This is a genomic window from Flavobacterium sp. OHVDL-2026-0007 (assembly GCF_059882335.1).
On record NZ_CM187612.1, the window covers coordinates 2,720,549 to 2,744,227 of the forward strand.

Below are 23,679 nucleotides of genomic sequence, written 5' to 3' on the forward strand. Positions count from 1 at the left end.
CATTGAGATAAATACATAATTAAGAAGTTATCTCCTTAATCCAAGTTCCTAAATTATTGTCTGAAATTTCTTTTAATTTCTTTAGCTTAGTTTTACTAGGTTTAAAACAAATTCCTTCATTTATAATCATTTGACTTAACTCCTCAATTGTATATGATGATTTTCCATTTGCTAATTCTAACAATTCCCCCATTCCTCCTTTACCAGAACCCGCAATAGGTATATCTAATAATGCTGCTTCGTGTAAAATTCTACACCATCCTTCGTTAAATTGAGAATTCGCAATTACAATATCACAGCAACTAATAAATGATAGATAATCGACAGATTCAATCCATCTAACTACAGAAAGCTTATTTTCTTCATTTAAATTAGAACCAGTCTGTATTATTTGAATATTTTGCAAATTATCTGAAAATGTTTCCTCCAAATGTTTAATTAGTAAAGTGCCTCCTTTTTTAGGCTGATTACCACCTAAAAAAATCCATTTTTTCGAAAAATCAAATTTATATTTATCAGCCAAATATTTCTTATCTCTTATAATATCTAAATTTAACTCTACATCATTATAAATTATAAAAGATTGCTTCTTAAAATTTTCTTTTACCCAAATTGACCAATGTTTTGAGACAGTAATAAATTTAATGTTTAAAATTTTAGATAGTAACTTCAAACAAAGTTTATCAGTATATTCTAATATTTTTGTGTAATAAGGAGACCCACTTTGATCGTAATGATGTAAAATGACTGTCATATTTTGTCGGAAAATAGGAGTTCCGAACGGTCTCACGATCCTACCTTTACAAGTTTGTCCAAAAAATAATAATTTCACAAGACCGGGGACACTTCGAATTCCTCCTTTTCTTTTTACAGTTTTCCTTGTAAAATCGATGTAAGGAAAATTAATTAATATTTTTTCACACAAAACCTTTTCATACTCATCCCCTCCGTAATGACCATCAAACCCAATATATTTATATTCCATTTTTAAACGAATAATATTTACCATGCAATAGAACAGAAAAAAAATAACATAAAAATGCAAAAGTCAAAAGCTGAAGTATCCACCCTGCTATTGACGCTTCCTGAAAAAAACAAAGTGTTGTAAATGCAATTGGAAAATAATAAACTTTTTTCCATGCACTAGCTCGAGACGAATAACATTTAGATATATGTCTCATGATAAAAAACACACTAACAACATAAAAAAGCAGCGAAAAATAACCAAAATTCGCAAACAATTCACCAATCCAAGTTGGCGCCGCCGATATACCTGTAGACCAAAATTCACTTCCTAAATATTCATCTGACACAACTTTACCAAAAGAAATTATAGGCTTATTCTCCCATAGTGCCCTCGGAATAATAAAAAAAACTAGGCCCAATAATGAACTTCCGAAGAGATAAGGCCTATCTAAAGATTGATGATAGTAAATTATAGAGTATAATATATCTGTTCCATAAAATCTATTAGTAGCAACTAAAAGAACATTATCTAATTGAAAACTATCATTTTTACTAGAAAAAAAACTTGTCAAACCCATCAGCCCTTCATGCCTAACCAACTCTAAACTTGCAAAAAGAGGTATACCAATTATCATTATCACAAATAAGGGCACAAGAGGCAACCCTTTATTCTTTGCCGAATATCGTAATAATATTAGAAATAAAGGATTCAAAACTAAGCTTTTAGACCCTGAGATAATACCTATTGGTAAGGCGAAAATTATTAAACAAATAATGGTAATTAATTTCAGTTTTTTTTTAATGTCAATAGAAAAAGCCGCTATTATAAATATGGGATATATTCCTGTTAAACTATTTGAAATAAAAGTACTATTTGATTGAATAAAATCAACTTGAGGCTGAAACATTAATTCAAACAATCCTAGTTTTAATCTATCTAAATTGAAAGCTACATAAAATACAAACCATAATAAAAAAACTAGTAAAAAACGATTAAATTTAATTAGTGAAACACTAACATAAAAACTGCTACCCTGGCCTTCACTTTTAGTATTCAAAACAGTAATCAGCATTATTAGAAATGCTACTATACCAATAACAAAAGAAATAAAATAAACACTATCATTTATCATTCCAGTGATAACATTAGCTCCGTTCTTATATGTCAAATAAGGCCTTAATAAGAAGAGTAAGATACCATGCATAACAATATATAGTCTAATGTCATGCAAAGGAATTTTATATTTTTTTTTAGAAATCATATTTTATTATCTCATTTGGCTCTAAAGCATAAAAAACGTCTCTATTTCTTTTCTTTTTAATTCTTCTGATAATCACTCCTCCTATTTTTCTAACACATGTAAAAGGAAATTTTATTAAAAAGTTAAATACTTCTTTTGATTTTAGCAACTTAAATGAACGCAAAATTTCATTAAAATATTGAATCTCATAAAACAAACACGATATGTATATCGCTGCATGATTTAATTTAACCGGAAGTTTTAACTTATATTCATCAATCACATATAAGATGGAAGCAGGAAATACTGTATATTCAGACCAATATTTAGGAACAGTTTCATTCCATTTAATTTTAAAGCTTTTAGACAAAAATGAAGCTTTGTCTAAAGTTTGGACATGAGTTTTAGACGTAGTCATTCCTCCACCGCTGCCTTCGGATGCTCCATAAATTGTTGGACTGCCAGATATACTTAAAACTGAAATATTAGAACAAGATAATATTGTTGCCATAGAAATATCCGGTGAACCTAATAACATCTCATCCGAGGCTGCTAAACAAGATTTCTTCATCACAGATCGCTTAATTATCCCATGATATGCTCTTGGCATTTTTTCAATGGTAAGTCCTCCATTTTTTAAAGATTTGCTTAATTCTTCTTTCGGATTGATTTTTCTTAGATCCCATGAATCAGTTAACACCAAAGTCCCTGGACCGCCTGCTACGTTTTTATTTGCAAATATGCAGTTTTTCCAGTAATACTTATTAGGATTATATATAATACAATCTGCATCTGAAGTTTCATTGGTTTTTATAGCTTGAATTATTGAAGGCATAAAAAAATCATCATCCCCAATAAAAACAATCCATTTTCCTTTACTTATCTTTAAACCGTTAGTAAAGTTATCTGAAATAGTTAAAAAATCTTCACTATTCTGATAATGAACGTTTGGAAATATATTTTTTATTTCTTCCAATAAATTTAATTCTATTGAAGAATCTGAATTATCAGAAATAACGATTTCAATTTGTTTTTTTAAATTTTCAGGCCAAAATTCATGAGCCCTTAAAGTGTCTAATAATTGATTATGACGATTTTTAGTCGGTATTATAATAGAAAGCAATAAATTATAATCTTCCATCACGAAATGCTTTTTTTAAATTAATTTTATAATCTGGGTTAAGTTTGTTAAAAACTATTAAATTTATTACTAATGAAATTAATCCTATAATAATTGAATACAGAATTACCCAATATCCTTTTTGCAAATTAATTGTCAAAAAATAACTGATTAAACCAATTAAAATTGTAATAAATAATGGTGTCAACGTTCCGTTTATTAGCCATCTTTTAAATTCTCCTTTCAAAAATTTTGAAATTATAAAATAACCTAAATAAAAATATGCAATCAAATTCATAATTAACCATGTATATGTAGCTCCAATCAATCCGTATTTTGTCACAAAAAAAATTAGAGCTGGAATTATACAAACTATTGCAACTAGTCCCAAATTAACATTTGTTCTTGTATGCCCATTTGCAATAGCTAAATAATAAGGCATATATTGGAAAGCTAAAAATACTCCGCCAAGTAAAAGAACTTTTGTAACACTTTCTATTTTTTGAACTATTAAAATATCATGAGTCCAAATGAAAATAAAGTCTTTTGTAAAAATAAATAAAATCATCGCTCCAGTAGTTGCTAAGGAAGACAATATAAAAGAATTAACATGAAATAATTTTGTGATTTTGTCTCTTTCTGCGCTCTCGGAATATTTAACCATTCTTGGCAATATGGCAACTGCAATTGGAATTATTATAAGTTCTGGAACTTGAGAAAAAATTCCCGCTAATGCATAATAGCCAAACTCTTTCAAAGATAAAAGTTTACTTATCACTAGCTTATCAATTTGTGTATTTAAAGATGATATGATTGACATCAACATCATACCTCCTGCAAATTTACCAACGGTTTTTAAGACTTGTTTATCAAATTTATAAGATATGTTCGTTTTTACAAATTTCCATAGATTATATCTTGTAATAAAAAAGAAAACTATATTGACAGATGCTTGCCAGATAAAAAAAGTCAAAAGAGTAGGGTAAAAATAAAGAGGTATTAGAACAACTGCAGAACGACATACACTACTTGAAACTTGAATTCCGTTCGACAGAACTTGCTTTTCAAGCCCCAATAAACCACTACTTTGCAAAGTTGTAAACAGTTGAAAGGCAACACTAATCCCCATTAAACTGATGTATAACGATAGGTCATCTGTAGAAATAGAACTTGAATTCAACCAATTACCCGCGATTAACCTTGAAAAGGAGAAAACAACAAGCATTATGAATAAACAAATTGCTAAATATACTTTTTCTATTGTAAAAAGCATATTTCCAATATACTGCTTATCAGTACTTCTCGCAATTTCTCTATTAAGAGTAGCCGATAATCCTCCGTCGGCAAAATACATAATAGTCAAAATAACAGTATAGAAATTTATTACAGCATAAGATTCAATACCTAATATTTTTATATAAAAAGGAACAAAAACAAATACAGAAATAATCCCCCAAATTTTACCAACGTAATTGGCGATTATATTTTTAAACATATTTTAAATTATAAACATACTTTTAATTCTGTAAACAAGATTATTGAATGGAGTATCCACCATCTATTATGAAATTTTGTCCAGTAATCCATCTTGCCTTACTTGATATAAGAAATAGTATTGTTGGTACTACATCTTGAACTTCGCCAAAACCCAACGGATGCATATTTTTTATTTGATCAACTTGACTTTCGTTCATCTGTCCAAATAGAGTTTGAGTCATTGGGGTATTAATAATACCTGGCAAAACTGCATTTACTCTAATTTTTCTTTTTGCAAATTCTAATGCACTCGCCTTAACCATACCTAACACTGCTGCTTTTGTAGCACAATATCCTATTTTACCAGGCTGCCCCAATCCTCCCATTACTGATGATATAAACACAACACTTGAACCGTCATTACAATATTTCTTTTTTGTAAATTGCCTTAACAACTCAATTCCCGAGAATACATTTATGTCAAATATATTTTGAATTTTACTCGGGGAGTATAATGTCAAAGGAATTGTTTCTTCAATTCCAGCGCAATGGATTAAGCTATCAAACTTTAACCCATCCAGATTAAATCTCGAGAATAAATCATCTATTTGATCTACTTTATTAAAATCAAAATTATATGTTAAGACTTGGTCTTTATTAATTTGTATAAACGAATCAATTTTAGAAAAATCTCTGCCAATCGCATACACTAAATGCCCTCCCTCAACCAATTGTTTCAAAGTCTCGAAACCAATACCAGAAGTTGCACCTGTTAAAAGTATATTCATTTTATCTATTTAAATATTCTTTAATTAAACTTATCTACTCCTATTCTTAGAATTATAGAATCTACTGTTGTTATATTTTCAATATCATCAGAATTAAAGGTTATCGAAAATTCCTCATTAATTAAACCAATTAATACCATCGCTGCCATAGAATCCCATTCATCCAGATCTTTCACCTTTGTATCACCATTAACTTCGATTTCAAGTTCTAAATCTTCTTGTAGTCTTAAAAAAAAATCTGCTTTCTTCATCTTTAAAAATATTTTATAAATTATTTTTTATTGTTACTAATCCACCAGCCCAAGATAGTCCAACCCCAAAACCAACAATAACAATTTCTTGGTTTTCAAACTCCTTGTTTTCTGAGTAATTTTTAAGCGCAATTGGTATTGTACAAGAGACCGTATTGCCTCCATCTTTTAAATCTATATAAAAATCAGCTATTTCAATTTTAAGTCTCTTACGCATAAAATTCAACATAAATGAATTAGCTTGGTGAAAAATAAATTGATTTACATCGCTAATGTTTTTTTTGTTTTTTTCCAAAACTTCTTTTGTGAAATTGGGAATTACATCACTTGTAAAATTAAAAACCTCTGGACCGTTCATATATAAATGATTATCTGTGTAGACATTATTTGAACCATAATTGCTTTCTATAGCTTCAGCATCAAATGGTGATTTACTACATCCGTTTTTAACAATTAATTTATCATAACCACTACCATCGGTACCAAATAAAAATTCTCCAATACATTCTTCATCAGAAAAAGAAATTAATGTTGCAGTAGCAGCATCACCAAAAATAGCTCTATTTGAACGATCATTTGGATGCAAATACTTTGAATAAGTTTCTGCCGTGACTAGTAAAATGTTTTTTGCCTGTCCTGAATTAATTAATCCTTTTGCCAAACCAACTCCATAGACATAACCTGAACATCCTAAATTAAAATCTAGCGCCCCAATATCTTTTCTCAACCCTAAATGATTTTGTAACAAACAAGCTGTAGATGGCAAAAAATACTCTGGACTTTGCGTACAGTATAAAATATAGTCAATTTCCTGTTTATCAATTTTCTTTAACAACTTATCACAAGCTCCCTTTGCTAAATCAAATGCAGTTTCATTTTCTGCAACCCAATACCTATTTACTATTCCAACTTTTTCTTCAAATTTTCCAAAATCATAATCTGGAAATCGTTTAGCCAAATCAATATTACTGACCTTATTTTTAGGAAAGACATATTCTATATTCTTAATAACTGCTCCCATTTTTTTTTGACAATTAACTTTGTAATTTAATATTAAGTTCTCACTTTAAACAATTTTTCGTTTGAGGAATAAATCTTGCTTTGTTATTGTATAAAAATTTATAAACCATTCTTTCGGAGGTAATATTGGTTTTATTAAAGCTTTTATCAAACAAATAAAATATACTTTCCGATGAATCTTTAGATTTTACTTCTGATTTAGTAAAAATCACACTTTCTTTTTCTACTAAATTATAAAGAATCAATTCATTTTCATTGGTATGTAATATAAAAACATCTTTATTAGTTATAACAAACTCCTCGATCCACAGCTTTAGCATGTCAAATTTTTCATCTAAAGTTTTAGGAAGATAAAACTTAACATGTTCCATAATTTTTGCTGGACTTCCTGAATAAGCTTTGTCTGGTAAAGTATCTTTTGTTACGACTGAATTAATCAAAGCTGTGCTTCTCTTTCCAAGAACAATTCCAGACCCTACAACGCAACTTCCAACCAACCAAACATCGTCATTTATTACTGTCTTACGTTTAGCATACAATATACATCCTTCTATTTGCTCTCCACTTGCCACATGGGTCCAAATTTGCGAATACATCCCAACACGAACACCATTCCCAATTTCCAGTCCACCAGCACCATCAAGAATAGTATTTTGTCCGAACCAGCAATTATGTCCAATTTTTACTGAAATTTCAGGCATTATCAGCATATCGTTATGAAAAACATTCCAATCTCCAACAATAAACTCACCATGAATAAAAATTCTAGTATTGGCATTGATAATATTATTATCCCCAATAATTACGATTACATTCGGATTATTACCTATTATATCAATTACAACATTCTCCCCAATTCTATTGTAATCGCCCAAAACAACGTTTGGATGAATTTTTGCCGAACTATGAATTTGATTTTTACTCATTTCAAATTTTATTTTTATTTATTTTCGAACCACCAACCGCAAGGTATTGCAACAAAATGATTCATAAATTCTTCTACCCCTTTTAAACGAAATTTATTATCAAAAACTGAATAAACATTGTTATTTATATGTACACCAGTAGCATAAAATCCCTTTTCTTTAAAATCTATTATTGTTTGGGTTTTATTCTTACATAAAGTACCATAAACCCAATAATTCGGCATTGAATTTAACGTCACTTTCAACGTATCTATACCATAAACATGTGTTAGTTTATCACCCCAAGTGTTTGCATTCTTTTTTTGCAGCAGTAGAAGATCTTCTATCTCTTTCATTTGCATAGTACCTATATAAGAATTTACTTCACTCATTAATCCAGCATAACCCTCTAATACTATATCACAATCTGGATTTATTTCTCCACTTCCAGTCCTAAAGATACTTCTGTCTATTCCATAATCTCTTATTAATAACGCTTTTTCGAAAAGTGATTTGTCTTTAAAAACAATAGCACCTCCATCTATAGTATTTGGTAATCTTACAGTTTGAAATGAAAACACTGTAATATCTGTCCCAACATTACCTAACCTTTTCCCATTATATTCTGAACCGAACGCTTCAATGCCATCATCTACTACCGGAATATCATACAATTGTCCTATGGCATTTATCTCTTCAATATTACCCAAATAGCCACAAAAATGGTTATGAAAAATTGCTTTGGTTTTTTTTGTAATTTTTGATCTTAAATCATCTGGACACATACTACCTGTCTCAGGATTTATATCTGCCCAAACAACTTTTAAACCTTTAACTGCAAATGGTTGATTAGATGCCAAACAACTTACTGGGCTAGCAATAATTTCATCGCCAGCTTTTAACCCCAATGTTGAAAGTGTGATAAGCATTGCAATATTATACGAACTTACAGAAAGTACATAATCGCAACCTATAAAATTTTGCAATTGACTTTCAAAAATCCTTCCATATTCTCCATAACCTAATTGTCCAGAATAAAGTATTTCACTTAATTTTGAATTAATGTTTTCGGGCATATAAGGTTTATAAATCGGAATCATTACCAACCTTGTTTAATTAAATTTACAATTCTTTCTCTATCCGTATTTGTAACCCACCATCCGCATGGAATATGCACCATCTTACTGTAAAACAAATCTAAATTTGGCAATTCTGAAGGAAAGTCATTCAAATAGTTGTGCATATCATTTCTTTTATGAAGTTCAGATGCCATTATTCCATTTCTAGATAACAGTTCAATAAACCCATCTCGATTTTCAACTTTTAAAGTATATAACCAATATGAAGGCTCCGTATTGGGATAATACTTTATTAGTTCTACCCCTTTTAAGTCTCTTAAATGCTCATCAAAAAACTTTCCATTATCAATATATTTCTGGATTAAACTTTCAATATTCTCCAACTGAATTAAACCTATAGTCGCATTCACATTGTTCATATGATACTTATATCCCTGAAAAGTGATATTATTATCCATACGAGTCAACTTCTTATCAAGACCAAACCATCTTATTAATTTGCCCTTCTCATACAATTCTTTATCTAATATTTGCAGAGCTCCACCATCAATAGTCGTCAGATGTTTAATCGCTTGAAAAGAATATACTGTAAAAGGGAAGTGATTACCTGTTCTTTTACCTTTATATTTAGCACCAAGTGCGTGAGCGGCATCTTCAATAACAGGAATGTTATACTTTTTAGACAATGCCTGTATTGCTTCCACATCAACTGGAATCCCAGCATAGTCCACTACGATAATAGCTTTTGTTTTTAAGCTAATTACTTTCTCAATTCCTTCCGCAGAGATATTTCCCGTGTTAAAATCTACATCCGCCCATCTCACTTTAGCACCAACCATTTTAATTGCAACATTTGTTGGCTCAGCAGTTAAAGCTGTACTGATGACTTCGTCCCCTTCTTTTACTCCTGCCAAAATTAAAGCTATATGCAAAGCAGCAGTTCCTGAATTTAAAGATAGTGTGTGACCACCCCCAATGTACTCCTCAAATTTCCTTTCAAACTCATCAACGACATCACCTTGGGCCACATAACCGCTATACAAAACATCTTCTAGTCTTGGCATTAAAATCTCACGAGCTGGTATACTTGTTTTTACTAATGGTAGCATAAATAAAATTATTGATTATATGACGCTAATTCTTCTTGAACGTAATCTAAAGTAAGTAGCAACTTTTTTAACTCCTCGACACTTAATCTGGTGGTATTGTCTGAATTGTACTCATTATCTACAAGTTTCGGTCCATCTTCTTGAACGTACTTTGTATAATTTAAATCTCTAAAGTCTGCAGGAATTCTATAGAAATCACCTAAATCATCAGCCTTTGCCATTTCTTCTTTCGCACAAAGAGTTTCATACATTTTTTCCGAGTGGCGCTCACCTATAATTTTTATATCATTATCTGCATTAAACAATTCTTTTAGAGCTTGCGCTAAGTCTTCAATAGTTGAAGCCGGTGATTTTTGCACAAAAATATCTCCTGGATTACCGTGCAAAAAGGCAAACATTACCAAATCGACAGAATCATCCAATGACATCATAAAACGAGTCATTTTTGGATTTGTAATTGTCAACGATTTACCTTCCTTTATCTGTTTGACGAATAAAGGGATTATAGAACCACGAGAACACATTACGTTACCATAACGAGTTGCAGTATATATTGCGTTCACATTTTTAACTCTAGAATCTCTCGCTTTAGAAACAGCTAATTTTTCCATAAAAGCTTTAGAAATCCCCATTGCATTTATAGGATATACTGCTTTATCAGTACTTAATACAACTACCCGTTCAACATTATTTCTTGCTGCTGCTTCTAATACGTTTTCAGCACCTAATATATTAGTTTGCACAGCTTGCATGGGATAAAACTCGCAAGAAGGTACTTGTTTCAATGCTGCTGCGTGAAAAACAAAATTAACTCCGTTCATTGCCGCATTAATACTGTCAAAATCACGAATATCACCAATAACAAAATTTAATTTGTCATTTTTGTATTGTATACGCATATCCTCCTGTTTTTTCTCATCACGAGAAAAAATTCTAATTTCTTTCAAATCGGAATTTAAAAAACCTTTTAACATGGCATTCCCAAAAGAACCTGTGCCTCCTGTTATTAATAAAATTTTATCTGTAAACATTCTTTCTATTTTAAAATCTATGGATATTATTAAATGTATCTTCTATATAATCTTTTTACAACTAGAAACCCAATTAAGAAAAAGCACCCTAAAAAAGCCCCAAAACCAATTCCATTTGCTTTTCCAACCCTTTCGACTTTCAAAGGCAAAATTGGTCCATCTATTACTTGAATTAATGGTGTCTCTTTTCTTAAAGTTACTTTCGCTAACTCTGATTGTTTTACCAATTCTGTTAGTATTGCCGTATTTGCTTGCACGTCTACCTGCCTGCGTACTGAAGGTGCACGACGAACATTAAGAGCAGGATTTAAGTTAAAAGTATTATCATTTGCAACTGCAACACCAGTAATTGCACTATTTAGTTGGCCACGAATGGAATCCGTTTGCCTTTCTAAAATTTCCATATTCATACGAGCCTTTTTACTCTTGGTATCGACATAAAATTTACCAACTTCTTGAGCAAGTGCTTCACAAAAATACAATGAGAACATTTCGTTTGTTGAGGAAACATCCATATTGATAATCGCAACTTTTTTATCCTTTTGACCAACAGATAGAGATGATTTAGATAAATTATCATAAATCACACCTAAAATACTATCTTGAGATCTACTAAATAATTTACGGTTTTCATTTGGCAAAAAATGAATTTCACTAAGTTTAGTTTTTTTCTTCCACTTATCTCTCCATTTATTATTCTGAATATACATCTCGGCTAAAGAAATAATTTTGCCATTAAATTTAACAGGAGACATTAAAGTTTTTTCAACCATTGATCTTGATTTAAACAATTCTGTTAAATTCGAACCTGCAAAAATACTTCCTCCTCCTCCTCCCAGATCTAAACCTAGAGAACTTGCTAATCCAAGGGCACTACCTAAACCTCCTCCACTTTTCTCATCCTCAATAGCGAATGATAATGTCGCAGTATAAATTGGCTTTTTAACGATGGTATAAGTAAACCCCAAACCACCTCCAATAATTGCAGCTAATACAATAATTTTCCATTTAGAAATCAAATAAGAATACCACTCTTTTCCCACTTCTATAATTTCTTTTAACGAAATCTCTTCGTTTTTAACCTCTTTAATATCCATCAAAAAAATTATTTAAATGCAGTTATAATTAACAACGCCAAACTAGAAAACACACTACCAATTCCAACCCATTCTCCTGTAGACATTTTTTTAGTCTCAGGCTTTTCGGGAACAACAATTTGAGAATCTGGCATTACCTTCGGATATGACTTAAAAAACAAAAATGAACTTGTCACAGACGCTCTGCCGTTTGGATAAATTATATAAGCCTTTTTCTTCCAACCCTTCTTATCTGTCCCTCCAACTGCATTAATATAATACCCAAACCCTTTTCCATTTCTATAAGGGATTTCAGAAGTTAATAATACATTACCTGTTACTTTTACTCCTTCATTATAAACAGCAACTTCAATTTCGTCACCAGGAAATAATGTTACATTGGAATAATGGTCCTTATCTTTTACAATTTTCTCCCAATCAATCGGAATTGTCGCAAATTTTAAGTCTTCTTTTAACTTTTTAGTTAACTTCTCTTTTAAAGTATCATTTTTTGAGAGATTTAAATCAATACTTTCAATTTTATCTATTTGCTCTTGCTTAATAGGTCTTTTAATTTTCATTCCATCTAAATTAGCAATAGATGTTAAGCCGCCAGCTCTCATAACTACATTATAAACTGTTTCTTTCTTATTAGCTAGTACATATTTACCAGGATAACTAACAGCACCACTAACGACTATAGATTGTGGTTTTTCATAAACAGCCATCTTACGAACAGTAATCACATCAAAAGGTTTCAATACGAAATTTTTAATCTGTTCATTATTATCCGCCGTAATTTCAAGCTCAACTAATTCAATACGCTTCGGATCTGCATCGTCTATCATATCAGATTTTATCATCCTTGCAATTTCAACTCTTTTTGAAGCAGAACCCGTCAACCCTCCCACCTGAACTACTAAATCATTTAAAGTTAAATTCTCAAAGTATTCATATTCTCCAGGATTTTTAACTTCTCCATCAATAGTAACCTTATACTCTTCCCTAAAATCTAAAACAGAATAAACAGTTACAATGTCCTCTCGTTTTAATTCAATATCAGCATTTAAGTCACCAGATAAAGCACCTGCCAAGTCAACATTTACAATTTCTGTAGTTAAATCTGTTTTCAAACGGATGATTCTTGCACGTTTAGTATAGGCATCTTCTTTCAATCCTTCTGCCCTAGTAATAAGATCAGAAATGCGCATTCCCTCATTGAATGAGTAATAGTCCGGTCTAAAAACAGCTCCTTCGATCTTAATACGATTCTCAAAACGATTTAGAATCTTTGTCACTTTAAATACATCACCTGATTGTGGAGCATATGATCCATACTCACTTTCATTAATATCATGAACTTTGAACTCTTTACCTGTTTTTTGCAACACATTTACAGATGCGGTATAAGCAAATTCATTAAATCCCGATGCAAAATTTAATAAATCCGAAAACTTTTCGCCTTTTTTCATCTCAAAAATACCCGGACGTTTTACTTCACCTTCAACAACAACTCTTTGGCTATAAGCTGGAATTCTAATAACATCATTATCTTTCAGACTAACATTATCAGATTGATCTCCTTTTACCAAAAATCTGTAAATATCAATATTTTTATAAACTTTATTATTTCTAATTAATTCAATATTTCTATAACTTCCATTTTTACCAGGTCCACCCGCTAAATGCAACGCATTGTACACAGTAGCTAATGATGAAATGGAATAATTCCCTGGCTGTTTTCCTCCAACAATGGTTACTTTGATCGTACGAATCCTTCCCAAACTAACACTCACTTGAGACTGTCCAGATCGGACGGTACTATAAACTTTAGCAATAGCTGCTTTTATTTTTTGAGTTGCAGCGTCAATCGACATACCAGAAACAGCTATTTGTCCTACATAATCAATTGCTATCTTCCCTTCAACACTAACTGGTATACTCGCATTATACTCTTGAACCCCGTAAACACTAACTTGCAATTCATCTCCTGGTCCTAAAATATAATTCATAGGAGTTGCTAACTTTAAATCGGGCTCAAAATTCAAGGTTGGATTATCAAAAAGTTCAGATCCAAAAATTAAAGCGTTTGCGGAATCTTTTACCTTTTCATTTTTGATTTTTTCTTGCTTCCTTCCAAACTCAGAATCTTTTTCTTCTATTTTTGGTTTGCCATTTGTATCATTTATCGAGTTTTTTCCATTTTTCTTCTCATATGCATTAAGCTTGACCTTGAGTTTATTGAATTCACTCTGACTCATTCCTTTTGCTATAACCATTGGCTCAACTTGATCTATAGTTGTATTATTACTTTTTAATTGAGTACTAATTTTAGCTAAGTCATCATCTGAAAGATAGTCCGCCTGTATGGTACTTAAATCCTTTGCTTTCATTATATCTTGAGCATTTACGCTGACAGACATTAATAAAACAAAGAGTAAAGTAATAACGTAGATTGTTTTTTTCATATTGGATTAAAAATTAAGTCTTAAATTTTATTTACGAAATATTATGAGTATTGTTTTTGATAATAATTTTGGTAAGTTCCCGAAGTAACATTTTGCAACCACTGCTCATTACTTAAATACCAATTAATGGTTTTTTCCAGACCTTCCTCGAAGGTTACAGAAGGTTTCCATCCCAATTCTTTATTGATTTTTGAAGCATCTATAGCATATCTCAAATCATGTCCAGGTCTGTCCTTCACATGCGTAATTAACTTTTGAGAAGAACCTTCTGGGCGTCCAAGTTTTTGATCCATAATTTTACACAGCAACTTCACTAAATCAATATTTTTCCATTCATTAAATCCACCAATATTGTAAGTTTCATGATTTCTCCCCTTATGGAAAACTAAATCTATGGCTATAACATGATCTTCTACAAACAACCAATCGCGTGTATATTTTCCATCTCCATATACTGGTAACGACTTATTATTAATAATGTTATTTATAAAAAGTGGAATTAATTTTTCTGGAAAATGATAAGATCCATAGTTGTTAGAACAATTGGTCAGAACATACGGCAGACCATAGGTTTCTCCATAAGCTCTTACAAAATGATCTGAACTTGCTTTTGAAGCAGAATATGGCGAATTAGGATTGTATGCTGTATCTTCTGTAAAAAGTCCTTTAGCACCTAAAGACCCATAAACTTCGTCTGTGCTTATATGATAAAATCTTTTGCCCTCAAAGTTATCTTTCCATTGATTTTTAACAGCATTTAGTAAATTCATTGTTCCAATGACATTTGTTTTAACAAAGGCTAACGGATCTTCAATGGAGCGATCTACATGAGACTCTGCCGCTAAATGCAGAACTCCATCAAAATTATATACTGAGAAAAATTGATTTATAAAACTCTCATCCACAATATCACCTTTTACAAAGGTATAATTTGGTTCATTTTGGATATCTTTAATATTTTCTAAGTTTCCAGCGTATGTTAAAGCATCTAAATTAACAATGTTATACTCTGGATATTCATTCACAAAACGTCTTACTACATGCGAACCAATAAAACCTGCCCCTCCTGTTATAAGTATATTTTTCACTTTAAGCTTCAATTAATTTAATAATTCTGAATTTTGTTTTTCCAATTCACTATATATATCTTTAACGTCTTGCGAATTTTCTTTTTGCAATATTAAATTGGCCGTTTTTGTATATACAAAGATCGTGTTTTTTAAACCTAGAAAGGTCGTATGTTTATCACATCCAATAACCATATTTCCGCTTTTATCAATTGGATGTCCCTTTGAAACTAAATAATCATAAACAGACTCGAATGACCCCAAATCTGACCAAGAAAAAGAAGCAGGAACTACTTTAATTTTCTTGCTTCTTTCCATTACTGCGTAATCTATACTGATAGACGGAATCGCCATTGACATAGATAAATCTAAAAAACCATCTTTACTTGATTCCCATACTATTTTAGATTTATCGTATACATCCGGTTGAAATTGTTTTAATTCTTCCAGTAAAACGCCAGCTTTAAAACAAAACATACCGCTATTCCATAAAAAATTACCTTTCGCAATAAACTCTTTCGCAGTGGTTGCGTTCGGTTTTTCTCTAAAGGAGATCACTTTATCTCCATTCGATTCTATATAGCCATAGCCCGTTTCTGGCTTAGTTGGGATAATACCAAAAGTTACTATAAATCCATCTTTTGCCTTTAATACCGCTTCGTTTATAGCATTATTATAGTCCTCCATACGATCAATAATATGATCAGAGGGGGTTACAATTAATATATCTTCTGGGTTCGATGCGAATGCTGCAAAAGCAATAGCGGCGGCTGTATTTCGAGGAGTTGTCTCCACAATATCAATATAGGCAGTTTTAGTTTTATCCATCACTTTACCACTTAAGTGATGATTATCAACATTCCCAACAACCATTACTTTGTTCGCTAAATGACTGTTACGATCCACCGTCATTTCAAATAAAGATTTACCTTCAAATATCTCAAGATATTGCTTAGGTTGACTTTTACGAGAAAGGGGCCAAAGCCTACTACCTACCCCACCAGTTAAAATTACGTGAGTTATTGACACTCCCATATGCTATATTTTTTTTAATTGCTTTTCAGCAACCTCTTTCCTAAGATTACTACTTGAAAATCGGTGATCCCTAACATTAAAATACAATACTATTCCTTTTTCTTCACAATAGGCACGTCCTGTAAAATTTTTATCTCGATATTCATCTCCAATAATACGTACATTTATTCTAAAGGAACGCAAAATATCCTCTAAATCTTGTTCCGTAGCATACGGAACAATTTCGTCAACAAACTTACAGCCTTTTAGCTGTATATATCTTTCTACTACAGTTTGTGAAGGACTGTTTTTTTCAGGACGATCAAGTGTTGGATCTGTTTGTAAACCCACTATTAGATAATCACATTCTCTTTTTGCCTCTTCCAACATCTTAATATGCCCAGCGTGCAATAAATCAAAAGCACTAAATGTTATTCCTACTTTCATCATTTAATTTTAATCTAGAAATTACAGTCTATTATCAGCTTTAGTCCCTAAAACTCCTTTTACATCGTATATTAAACTATTTGCTTTTTGTAATTCTGAAAAGTTTAATTTCAAAAACTCGGCATGTGCCACTCCCAAAACAATAGCATCAAATTTATCCTTTGGAACTGAATTAACTGTCGTTAATCCGTATTCCATTTCAACCTCACCTATATTAGCTAAAGGATCAAATATAGTAACGGCTATTCCATATTCTGACAATGCTTTGATTACATCAACAATTTTTGTATTGCGAACATCAGGACAATTCTCTTTGAAAGTAATTCCTAACATTAATAGATTAGCTCCATTAACCGAGATTCCTTTTTTAATCATCAACTTTACCACTTGAGAAGCAATATATTCACCCATGCTATCATTCAAACGTCGTCCTGCCAAAATTATTTCAGGATGATATCCAAACTCTTGAGCTCTTTGTGCTAAATAGTAAGGATCCACTCCTATGCAATGTCCACCTACTAATCCTGGCTTGAACGGCAAAAAATTCCATTTTGTTGCAGCAGCGGCCAGTACTTCCTGAGTATCAATATTCATTAAGTTGAATATCTTGGCCAACTCATTGACAAAAGCAATATTGATATCACGCTGTGAATTTTCAATAACCTTAGCAGCTTCCGCTACTTTTATGGTAGGCGCTAAATAGGTGCCAGCTGTAATAACCGATTTATAAACCGCATCTACTTTTAAACCTATTTCAGGAGTTGACCCTGAAGTTACTTTCAAAATCTTCTCAACAGTATGCTCTTTATCTCCTGGGTTTATACGCTCTGGAGAATATCCAGCAAAAAAGTCCACATTAAATTTTAATCCAGATACTCTTTCTAAAACAGGCACACATTGTTCTTCTGTTACACCAGGGTAAACAGTAGATTCATAAATAACTATATCGCCTTTTTTTAGTACTTTCCCAACCGATTCACTCGATTTATACAAAGGTGTTAAATCTGGCCTATTATTTTTATCGACTGGGGTTGGAACGGTTACTATGAAGTAATTACAATCCGCTATATCGTCTAAAGAGGTCGTACAATATAAGCCCTTTTCAGCCTTAACATTATCTATCAATACTTTCTGCAAGGTGACATCATCTACTTCTAATGTAGAGTCAATACCCGACTTTAAACCTGCTACTCTTAATTCATTTATATCAAAGCCAACCACTGAATATTTTGTAGCAAATAATCTAGCCAATGGCAAGCCGACATAACCTAAACCTACAACAGCTATTTTTATGTTTTCATCCATAATCCATTCTTTTTTATCCACTTCAATCATTTCAATTCACGGCTTCGCCTTCCTGAGTCACAAAAACCGGACACAGTTACTCTAAATTCATTTTCGGCAAATATAACATTTTAACTCAATTTATTCAATACGGTTTCCCGTAAAGCAATACAAACATACCAAAAAACATGCTATCAATATCACCAACCTTCTAGCAACCCACTACCAATCAGCGTGTAAAAAATATCTGATAATAAAAAAACAGAAGAAAAAATCACAAATTAGGTGAAATTCATCTTCTGTTTTAACTTTAACGGCTCTTTACAGCCATTATTGTTTATATTTTATCTTTAAAACACAACCTAACGATTCTAACATTAGTGTATAATAAGTTTTCGTTATTTCTTGCACGACCGCATCTTGATTCGTAAAAGCACCTGATTCCAGTTTTATACGATCTCCTACTTGAATACAGCTCACCGAAATATCACTCAAATTTGGATCACTAAGACTCACTTTAATAATATTAATTTCAGCATCTTTAACAATAGCCGGTTTTCCTAACCAAAACAAATACCGAATGACACCCGGCACTTCAAAAACAGCATTTCGATTGGCATCTGGTAATTGTACAAATACATAGGAATTAAAAAGAGGCACCTCTATCATCTTCTTTCTATCGGACCACTGTTTGAGCTGAGTGATTACGGGACAGTAACACTCAATCCCAATTTGATTCAGCTTCTCTGCTACTTTTTTCTCCCACTTGGGCTTTGTATACACTACATACCAATTCATACTTTTCTCTATTGAAATAAAACTTTTAAAACCTTCTCCATCTTTTCGCCCTCATTAAACTTCACTTCAACATTAAGGACCGAGCATTAATTAAGCTCCAATCCCTTTATATATAAATCCGATTGATTCTAACGCTTTTGCGTCCAAAATATTTCTTCCATCAAAAACAAATGCTGGCTTATGCATACCATCATATATTTTTTGCCAGTCGTAAGTCGTAAATTCATCCCATTCGGTTAAAATAGCCACCGCATGAGCTCCTTTACAAGCTTCGTAAGCATTATCAAATATAGCTAAGGCATTGCTATTTTCTTCTACAGCTCTGGTCTCTAAATAATCCAAATCAGCTAACATTTTATTTCTAGAAACCTTCGGATCATACACCGAAATCTTGGCCTGTTCATTGATTAAATCATCGGCCACATAAATCGCTGCCGATTCTCGGGTATCGTTAGTGTCTTTTTTGAAAGCCCAGCCTAAAAAAGCAATTTTTTTATCTGCAACTGTATTATATAATGTCTGAACTATTTTAGTTGAAAATCTTCTTTTTTGATGATCATTCATGATGATCACTTGCTCCCAATAATCAGCCACTTCATTAAGTCCGTATGATTTTGCGATATACACTAGATTCAAAATATCCTTTTGAAAACAAGAACCTCCAAAACCAACTGATGCTTTTAAAAACTTCGGCCCAATTCTACTATCCATTCCAATGGCTCTGGCTACTTCATTGACATCTGCTCCCGTTTTCTCACACAATTCTGACATGGCGTTAATAGAAGAGATACGTTGCGCTAGAAAAGCATTAGCCGTAAGTTTTGATAATTCTGAAGACCAAACATTAGTGGTTAAAATTTTATCTTTATCCACCCAATTGGCATATACTTCTACTAAAGCATTAATAGCCTCTTCTCCTTCAGGAGTAGTATCACCCCCAATTAAGATTCTATCAGGATTCAACAAATCAGTAACTGCTGTTCCTTCTGCTAAAAACTCTGGATTGGATAAGATCTGAAACTGAACTCCATTTCCGGTGTTATCTAAAATACTTTTTATGGCTTCAGCAGTTCTAACAGGTAAAGTCGATTTCTCAACTACAATTTTATTTTGCTTGGCTACTTTTGCGATTTGTCTTGCACATAGTTCAATGTACTTTAAATCAGCAGCCATTCCCTTCCCTTTTCCGTAGGTCTTGGTTGGCGTATTTACTGAAATAAAAATCACTTGAGCTTCGTCAATAGCTTTTTCTACTTCTGTTGAGAAGAAAAGATTTCTTCCTCTAGCTTCAGCCACTATAGCGGAAAGCCCTGGTTCGTAAATCGGAATATTTTCTGTATTGGGATCATTCCAATCTTTAATCCTTTGCTCATTCAAATCCACCACAGTCACCTGAATATGTGGACATTTTTGAGCAATCACTGCCATTGTTGGACCTCCAACATAACCTGCACCAATACAACAAATTTTTGTAATCTTCATTTAATTTCCTATTACCTTAAACTTTAGTTTTATTTTAAATTATTCCAGTACCAGCTTACCGCCTCTTTTAATCCTTCTTGTAAGGAATATTTCGGATCATAACCCAACAGGTTTTTTGCTTTATCAATACTGGCTAATGAATGCGGAATATCTCCCGCTCTATTGGCTCCGTAAACAATTTCTACATCAGCAATTTTGGAATCGAACTCAGCCAAGTATTTTTTCAAATACCCTACTAAATCATTCAATGTATTGCGATCACCAAAAGCTGTATTATAGACCGTATTGATTGCTTCTGAATTATCAGTGGTTATCGCCAATTCATTCATCTGAACGACATTATCGATATAGGTAAAATCACGAGAATAGTTTCCATCTCCATTAATCACTGGACTCTCATGATTCATTAATTGGGTAACAAATTTTGGAATCACCGCGGCATAAGCTCCGTTAGGATCTTGTTTTCTTCCAAAAACATTAAAATAACGTAATCCTATGGTCTCTAATCCGTATGTTTTACTAAAAATCTCAGCGTATAATTCGTTAACATATTTGGTAATGGCATAAGGAGACAATGGTTTTCCAATAACCTCTTCTACTTTTGGCAAGCCTTCAGAATCCCCATAAGTAGACGAACTGGCTGCATATATAAATCGCTTCACTTTGGCATCACGAGCAGCAACCAACATATTCAAAAATCCCGATACGTTCACATCATTGGTAGTGATCGGATCATTGATCGATCTCGGAACCGAACCTAGAGCTGCTTGATGCAACACATAATCCACTCCTTCTACCGCTGAAACACAATCCGCAATCTTTCGAATATCACCCTCAATTAATTTAAAATTGGGATGTTCTATAACCGCTTTGAGATTATGACGATGTCCAGTAGAAAAATTATCTAGGCACACTACTTTATAACCTAATCCTATAAAATGCTCACACAAATTAGAGCCTATAAAACCAGCTCCACCGGTAATTAAAACTGAACTTGAAGTTGCTGTTTTCATTTATCTAAAATTGTTTTTAAACCTTTTCTTAATTGTTCTTGAAAGTCTTTTCAAAAGGCACTCGATGCAAAATACTACGTCCAAGTGTCACTTCATCAGCATATTCCAACTCATCACCAACCGAAATTCCTCTTGCGATAGTTGAGATGATAATCTCTACATCCGCAATTTGTTTGTAGATGTAAAAATTCGTGGTATCCCCTTCCATAGTGGAACTTAATGCAAAAATAATCTCTACTACAGTTCCTGACTTTACTTTTTCTACCAAAGTGCCAATATGCAACTGACTAGGACCAACACCTTCTATAGGAGAAATCTTCCCCCCTAGAACATGATAAATCCCTTTGTACTGACCCGTATTTTCAATAGCCATTACATCGCGTATGTCTTCTACTACACAAATCGTTTGATGATTTCTGGCAGTATTGGCACAGATTTCACAAACCTTGGTATCGCATATATTATGGCAACTTTCACAAAACTTAATATCCTCACGCATGCTCAACAAAGCTTGAGACAAAAAGCCGGTTTGTTCTTTGGGCTGTTTCAACAAATGCAAAACCAATCGCAATGCCGTACGTTTACCAATACCTGGCAACTGAGACATTTCGTTGACTGCTTTCTCTATTAACTTTGATGAAAATTCCATGACGACAAAAGTAATGCTTTTATGATACTTTTTATTCCTATTCCTCCGTTCTTCATTTAGCTGAATCAGTAATTAAGGGGAGGAGTTCACACTCCAAGCCTCATTTTTTTTTCTTAGAAAAAAGCACTGCTAAACAAAACTAAGTTTACTGGGATTTAATATTGATTGGTAGCCAACAACACTAAAGTACAAGCTACTTCTGCTTTGATATTATTCAATTCTAACAACTGAGAGAATTCAGGATTTTCAGCACCAGGATTAAATACTACTCTTTTTGGTTTTGCTTCTATGATGTAATTGTAGTAATCACGTTGACGAGCAGGATTCAAATACAAAGTAACCGTATCGATATTTTTTACTGGAATCATCTTCGTATGAATTTTTATTCCAGCTACTTCTCCTGCTGATTGTCCAATGGCTAAAACAGAATGTCCTTTTTCAACCAAACTATTGATTGCTTGAAAAGCGTAGCGCTCTGGTCTTGTAGTAGCTCCTAGAACTAAAGTTTTTTTATTTTTCATTATTTTCAAAATATGCTACAAAAGTAATCAAAAAGATTGAGCTTCTTTCGCTAATCCCTTTTGAAATAGCAGCATTAAAAACAATAAGCTAATGGGATAATTCTACCAAATAGTATAAAATCATTACTTTTACCACACTAACCCAAATAACATATGGATTTATTCATCTACCTATTCGCCGCTTTGTTCTCCGTATTAAACCCAATTGGTACCGTACCTATCTTTGTTGGACTTACCCAACATGATTCACAGAAGGAACGTTCTCGTATTTCCTTATGGACCGCCATCAACGTCTTTCTAATTTTGATGGTCTCTTTTTTCATAGGTCAATATGTGCTGACCTTTTTTGGAATCAGCATTGATGCGCTTCGAATTGCAGGTGGACTTATCATTGTAAGTTCCGGTTTTTCATTGCTATCAGGGAAATTCAACAAAAAAAGAGGAATCAATAAAAAGATCGAAAACGATGCTCAAAAAAGAAATGATATTGCCTTAACACCTTTAGCGATTCCAATGCTCGCAGGTCCTGGATCCATTTCCTTATTGATTGCTTTTCATCAAGAACACAATCAACTCAACGAACTAATCATTTCATCACTGGCCATTCTAGCTATCGCTGTCGCCATATTCGTTACACTTAAAAGCGCCCACTACCTAGCCCGAATACTAGGCGCCTCAGGAATTGTAGCGATCTCAAGAATCGTAGGTTTTATTGTTATCTCTATTGGCATACAATACATAGTAAGCGCCATTGTCAACATTGTAAATGGAAATTTCATGCAACCATAGTTGCATTTTTATATAACGAAAAAGGGATAGCACAATTCATTTGTGCTATCCCTTTCTTATTTTAATTCAATATATAGTAAACTAT

The 23,679-nt window shown here is 32.5% G+C and carries 23 protein-coding genes; 1 reads left to right on the plus strand and 22 read right to left on the minus strand.

The features are described from left to right. Nucleotides 1-19: 19 nt before the first annotated feature. The 22 genes from AC51AA_RS10880 to AC51AA_RS10985 all read right to left on the minus strand — a co-directional run bounded on the left by AC51AA_RS10880 (nt 20) and on the right by AC51AA_RS10985 (nt 22,805). Entirely contained in the window at nt 20-985 is a 966-nt protein-coding gene (locus AC51AA_RS10880; RefSeq protein ID WP_500702218.1) for a glycosyltransferase, read from the minus strand. Next, nucleotides 975-2,228: an O-antigen polymerase gene (locus AC51AA_RS10885; protein WP_500702220.1), complete on the minus strand. Its 1,254-nt coding sequence runs from the start codon at nt 2,226-2,228 to the stop codon at nt 975-977. Before AC51AA_RS10885 ends, AC51AA_RS10880 begins: the two co-directional genes overlap by 11 nt. Next, nucleotides 2,218-3,348: a glycosyltransferase family 2 protein gene (locus AC51AA_RS10890; protein WP_500702222.1), complete on the minus strand. Its 1,131-nt coding sequence runs from the start codon at nt 3,346-3,348 to the stop codon at nt 2,218-2,220. Before AC51AA_RS10890 ends, AC51AA_RS10885 begins: the two co-directional genes overlap by 11 nt. After that, nucleotides 3,335-4,822 carry an oligosaccharide flippase family protein gene (locus AC51AA_RS10895; protein WP_500702224.1) on the minus strand — a complete coding sequence of 496 codons (1,488 nt, stop codon included), beginning with the start codon at nt 4,820-4,822 and terminating at the stop codon, nt 3,335-3,337. The genes AC51AA_RS10890 and AC51AA_RS10895 overlap by 14 nt, the downstream gene beginning before the upstream one ends. A 40-nt stretch (nt 4,823-4,862) precedes the next feature. After that, nucleotides 4,863-5,591 (minus strand): SDR family NAD(P)-dependent oxidoreductase, encoded by a 729-nt coding sequence (locus AC51AA_RS10900; RefSeq protein WP_500702226.1) that lies wholly within the window; start codon nt 5,589-5,591, stop codon nt 4,863-4,865. Nucleotides 5,592-5,611: 20 nt separating this feature from the next. Beyond that, nucleotides 5,612-5,842 (minus strand): phosphopantetheine-binding protein, encoded by a 231-nt coding sequence (locus AC51AA_RS10905; protein WP_500702228.1) that lies wholly within the window; start codon nt 5,840-5,842, stop codon nt 5,612-5,614. A gap of 13 nt (nt 5,843-5,855) precedes the next feature. Then, complete coding sequence (locus AC51AA_RS10910) at nt 5,856-6,863, minus strand: ketoacyl-ACP synthase III (protein WP_500702230.1); 1,008 nt, start codon at nt 6,861-6,863, stop codon at nt 5,856-5,858. A gap of 40 nt (nt 6,864-6,903) precedes the next feature. Further along, nucleotides 6,904-7,788: an LbetaH domain-containing protein gene (locus AC51AA_RS10915; RefSeq protein WP_500702232.1), complete on the minus strand. Its 885-nt coding sequence runs from the start codon at nt 7,786-7,788 to the stop codon at nt 6,904-6,906. Between the two features lie 14 nt (nt 7,789-7,802). Beyond that, entirely contained in the window at nt 7,803-8,867 is a 1,065-nt protein-coding gene (locus tag AC51AA_RS10920; protein WP_500702234.1) for a DegT/DnrJ/EryC1/StrS family aminotransferase, read from the minus strand. After that, on the minus strand, nt 8,867-9,955 hold the full coding sequence (locus AC51AA_RS10925; protein WP_500702235.1) for a DegT/DnrJ/EryC1/StrS family aminotransferase: 1,089 nt from the start codon (nt 9,953-9,955) through the stop codon (nt 8,867-8,869). Before AC51AA_RS10925 ends, AC51AA_RS10920 begins: the two co-directional genes overlap by 1 nt. An 8-nt stretch (nt 9,956-9,963) precedes the next feature. Beyond that, nucleotides 9,964-10,986 carry a polysaccharide biosynthesis protein gene (locus AC51AA_RS10930; protein WP_500702237.1) on the minus strand — a complete coding sequence of 341 codons (1,023 nt, stop codon included), beginning with the start codon at nt 10,984-10,986 and terminating at the stop codon, nt 9,964-9,966. Nucleotides 10,987-11,015: 29 nt separating this feature from the next. Then, entirely contained in the window at nt 11,016-12,083 is a 1,068-nt protein-coding gene (locus AC51AA_RS10935) for a Wzz/FepE/Etk N-terminal domain-containing protein (RefSeq protein ID WP_500702239.1), read from the minus strand. Nucleotides 12,084-12,091: 8 nt separating this feature from the next. Next, complete coding sequence (locus AC51AA_RS10940; protein ID WP_500702241.1) at nt 12,092-14,530, minus strand: SLBB domain-containing protein; 2,439 nt, start codon at nt 14,528-14,530, stop codon at nt 12,092-12,094. A 41-nt stretch (nt 14,531-14,571) separates the two neighbouring features. After that, nucleotides 14,572-15,618 (minus strand): dTDP-glucose 4,6-dehydratase, encoded by a 1,047-nt coding sequence (gene rfbB / locus AC51AA_RS10945; protein WP_500702243.1) that lies wholly within the window; start codon nt 15,616-15,618, stop codon nt 14,572-14,574. 12 nt (nt 15,619-15,630) lie between these two features. Further along, a complete protein-coding gene (locus AC51AA_RS10950; protein ID WP_500702245.1) occupies nt 15,631-16,632 on the minus strand; it encodes a mannose-1-phosphate guanylyltransferase in 1,002 nt (333 codons plus the stop codon). Nucleotides 16,633-16,635: 3 nt separating this feature from the next. Then, nucleotides 16,636-17,058: an adenylyltransferase/cytidyltransferase family protein gene (locus AC51AA_RS10955; protein WP_500705631.1), complete on the minus strand. Its 423-nt coding sequence runs from the start codon at nt 17,056-17,058 to the stop codon at nt 16,636-16,638. A 21-nt stretch (nt 17,059-17,079) separates the two neighbouring features. Further along, nucleotides 17,080-18,363 (minus strand): nucleotide sugar dehydrogenase, encoded by a 1,284-nt coding sequence (locus AC51AA_RS10960; RefSeq protein ID WP_500702247.1) that lies wholly within the window; start codon nt 18,361-18,363, stop codon nt 17,080-17,082. A gap of 309 nt (nt 18,364-18,672) precedes the next feature. Then, complete coding sequence (locus AC51AA_RS10965) at nt 18,673-19,140, minus strand: UpxY family transcription antiterminator (protein ID WP_500702249.1); 468 nt, start codon at nt 19,138-19,140, stop codon at nt 18,673-18,675. Nucleotides 19,141-19,230: 90 nt separating this feature from the next. Further along, nucleotides 19,231-20,622 carry a UDP-glucose 6-dehydrogenase gene (locus tag AC51AA_RS10970; protein WP_500702251.1) on the minus strand — a complete coding sequence of 464 codons (1,392 nt, stop codon included), beginning with the start codon at nt 20,620-20,622 and terminating at the stop codon, nt 19,231-19,233. Between the two features lie 29 nt (nt 20,623-20,651). Then, nucleotides 20,652-21,635 carry an SDR family oxidoreductase gene (locus AC51AA_RS10975; protein WP_500702253.1) on the minus strand — a complete coding sequence of 328 codons (984 nt, stop codon included), beginning with the start codon at nt 21,633-21,635 and terminating at the stop codon, nt 20,652-20,654. Nucleotides 21,636-21,663: 28 nt separating this feature from the next. Further along, nucleotides 21,664-22,284 carry a recombination mediator RecR gene (gene recR / locus AC51AA_RS10980; RefSeq protein WP_500702255.1) on the minus strand — a complete coding sequence of 207 codons (621 nt, stop codon included), beginning with the start codon at nt 22,282-22,284 and terminating at the stop codon, nt 21,664-21,666. A gap of 155 nt (nt 22,285-22,439) precedes the next feature. Next, nucleotides 22,440-22,805 carry a CoA-binding protein gene (locus tag AC51AA_RS10985; RefSeq protein WP_500702257.1) on the minus strand — a complete coding sequence of 122 codons (366 nt, stop codon included), beginning with the start codon at nt 22,803-22,805 and terminating at the stop codon, nt 22,440-22,442. A gap of 153 nt (nt 22,806-22,958) precedes the next feature. Here AC51AA_RS10985 and AC51AA_RS10990 point away from each other — a divergent pair, with 153 nt between their 5' ends. Further along, a complete protein-coding gene (locus tag AC51AA_RS10990) occupies nt 22,959-23,594 on the plus strand; it encodes a MarC family NAAT transporter (protein WP_500702258.1) in 636 nt (211 codons plus the stop codon). Nucleotides 23,595-23,679 lie beyond the last annotated feature (85 nt).

What these genes read in the sequence shown, in the direction of transcription:
- AC51AA_RS10900 (WP_500702226.1), bottom strand. Translation starts at nt 5,591, where the DNA reads ATGAATATACTTTTAACAGGTGCAACTTCTGGTATTGGTTTCGAGACT.
- AC51AA_RS10925 (WP_500702235.1), bottom strand. Translation starts at nt 9,955, where the DNA reads ATGCTACCATTAGTAAAAACAAGTATACCAGCTCGTGAGATTTTAATG.
- AC51AA_RS10915 (WP_500702232.1), bottom strand. Translation starts at nt 7,788, where the DNA reads ATGAGTAAAAATCAAATTCATAGTTCGGCAAAAATTCATCCAAACGTT.
- AC51AA_RS10985 (WP_500702257.1), bottom strand. Translation starts at nt 22,805, where the DNA reads ATGAAAAATAAAAAAACTTTAGTTCTAGGAGCTACTACAAGACCAGAG.
- AC51AA_RS10885 (WP_500702220.1), bottom strand. Translation starts at nt 2,228, where the DNA reads ATGATTTCTAAAAAAAAATATAAAATTCCTTTGCATGACATTAGACTA.
- AC51AA_RS10880 (WP_500702218.1), bottom strand. Translation starts at nt 985, where the DNA reads ATGGAATATAAATATATTGGGTTTGATGGTCATTACGGAGGGGATGAG.
- AC51AA_RS10935 (WP_500702239.1), bottom strand. Translation starts at nt 12,083, where the DNA reads ATGGATATTAAAGAGGTTAAAAACGAAGAGATTTCGTTAAAAGAAATT.
- AC51AA_RS10960 (WP_500702247.1), bottom strand. Translation starts at nt 18,363, where the DNA reads ATGGATGAAAACATAAAAATAGCTGTTGTAGGTTTAGGTTATGTCGGC.
- AC51AA_RS10895 (WP_500702224.1), bottom strand. Translation starts at nt 4,822, where the DNA reads ATGTTTAAAAATATAATCGCCAATTACGTTGGTAAAATTTGGGGGATT.
- AC51AA_RS10950 (WP_500702245.1), bottom strand. Translation starts at nt 16,632, where the DNA reads ATGGGAGTGTCAATAACTCACGTAATTTTAACTGGTGGGGTAGGTAGT.
- AC51AA_RS10920 (WP_500702234.1), bottom strand. Translation starts at nt 8,867, where the DNA reads ATGATTCCGATTTATAAACCTTATATGCCCGAAAACATTAATTCAAAA.
- AC51AA_RS10975 (WP_500702253.1), bottom strand. Translation starts at nt 21,635, where the DNA reads ATGAAAACAGCAACTTCAAGTTCAGTTTTAATTACCGGTGGAGCTGGT.
- AC51AA_RS10910 (WP_500702230.1), bottom strand. Translation starts at nt 6,863, where the DNA reads ATGGGAGCAGTTATTAAGAATATAGAATATGTCTTTCCTAAAAATAAG.
- AC51AA_RS10955 (WP_500705631.1), bottom strand. Translation starts at nt 17,058, where the DNA reads ATGAAAGTAGGAATAACATTTAGTGCTTTTGATTTATTGCACGCTGGG.
- AC51AA_RS10905 (WP_500702228.1), bottom strand. Translation starts at nt 5,842, where the DNA reads ATGAAGAAAGCAGATTTTTTTTTAAGACTACAAGAAGATTTAGAACTT.
- AC51AA_RS10930 (WP_500702237.1), bottom strand. Translation starts at nt 10,986, where the DNA reads ATGTTTACAGATAAAATTTTATTAATAACAGGAGGCACAGGTTCTTTT.
- AC51AA_RS10965 (WP_500702249.1), bottom strand. Translation starts at nt 19,140, where the DNA reads ATGAATTGGTATGTAGTGTATACAAAGCCCAAGTGGGAGAAAAAAGTA.
- AC51AA_RS10990 (WP_500702258.1), top strand. Translation starts at nt 22,959, where the DNA reads ATGGATTTATTCATCTACCTATTCGCCGCTTTGTTCTCCGTATTAAAC.
- AC51AA_RS10940 (WP_500702241.1), bottom strand. Translation starts at nt 14,530, where the DNA reads ATGAAAAAAACAATCTACGTTATTACTTTACTCTTTGTTTTATTAATG.
- AC51AA_RS10970 (WP_500702251.1), bottom strand. Translation starts at nt 20,622, where the DNA reads ATGAAGATTACAAAAATTTGTTGTATTGGTGCAGGTTATGTTGGAGGT.
- recR (WP_500702255.1), bottom strand. Translation starts at nt 22,284, where the DNA reads ATGGAATTTTCATCAAAGTTAATAGAGAAAGCAGTCAACGAAATGTCT.
- AC51AA_RS10890 (WP_500702222.1), bottom strand. Translation starts at nt 3,348, where the DNA reads ATGGAAGATTATAATTTATTGCTTTCTATTATAATACCGACTAAAAAT.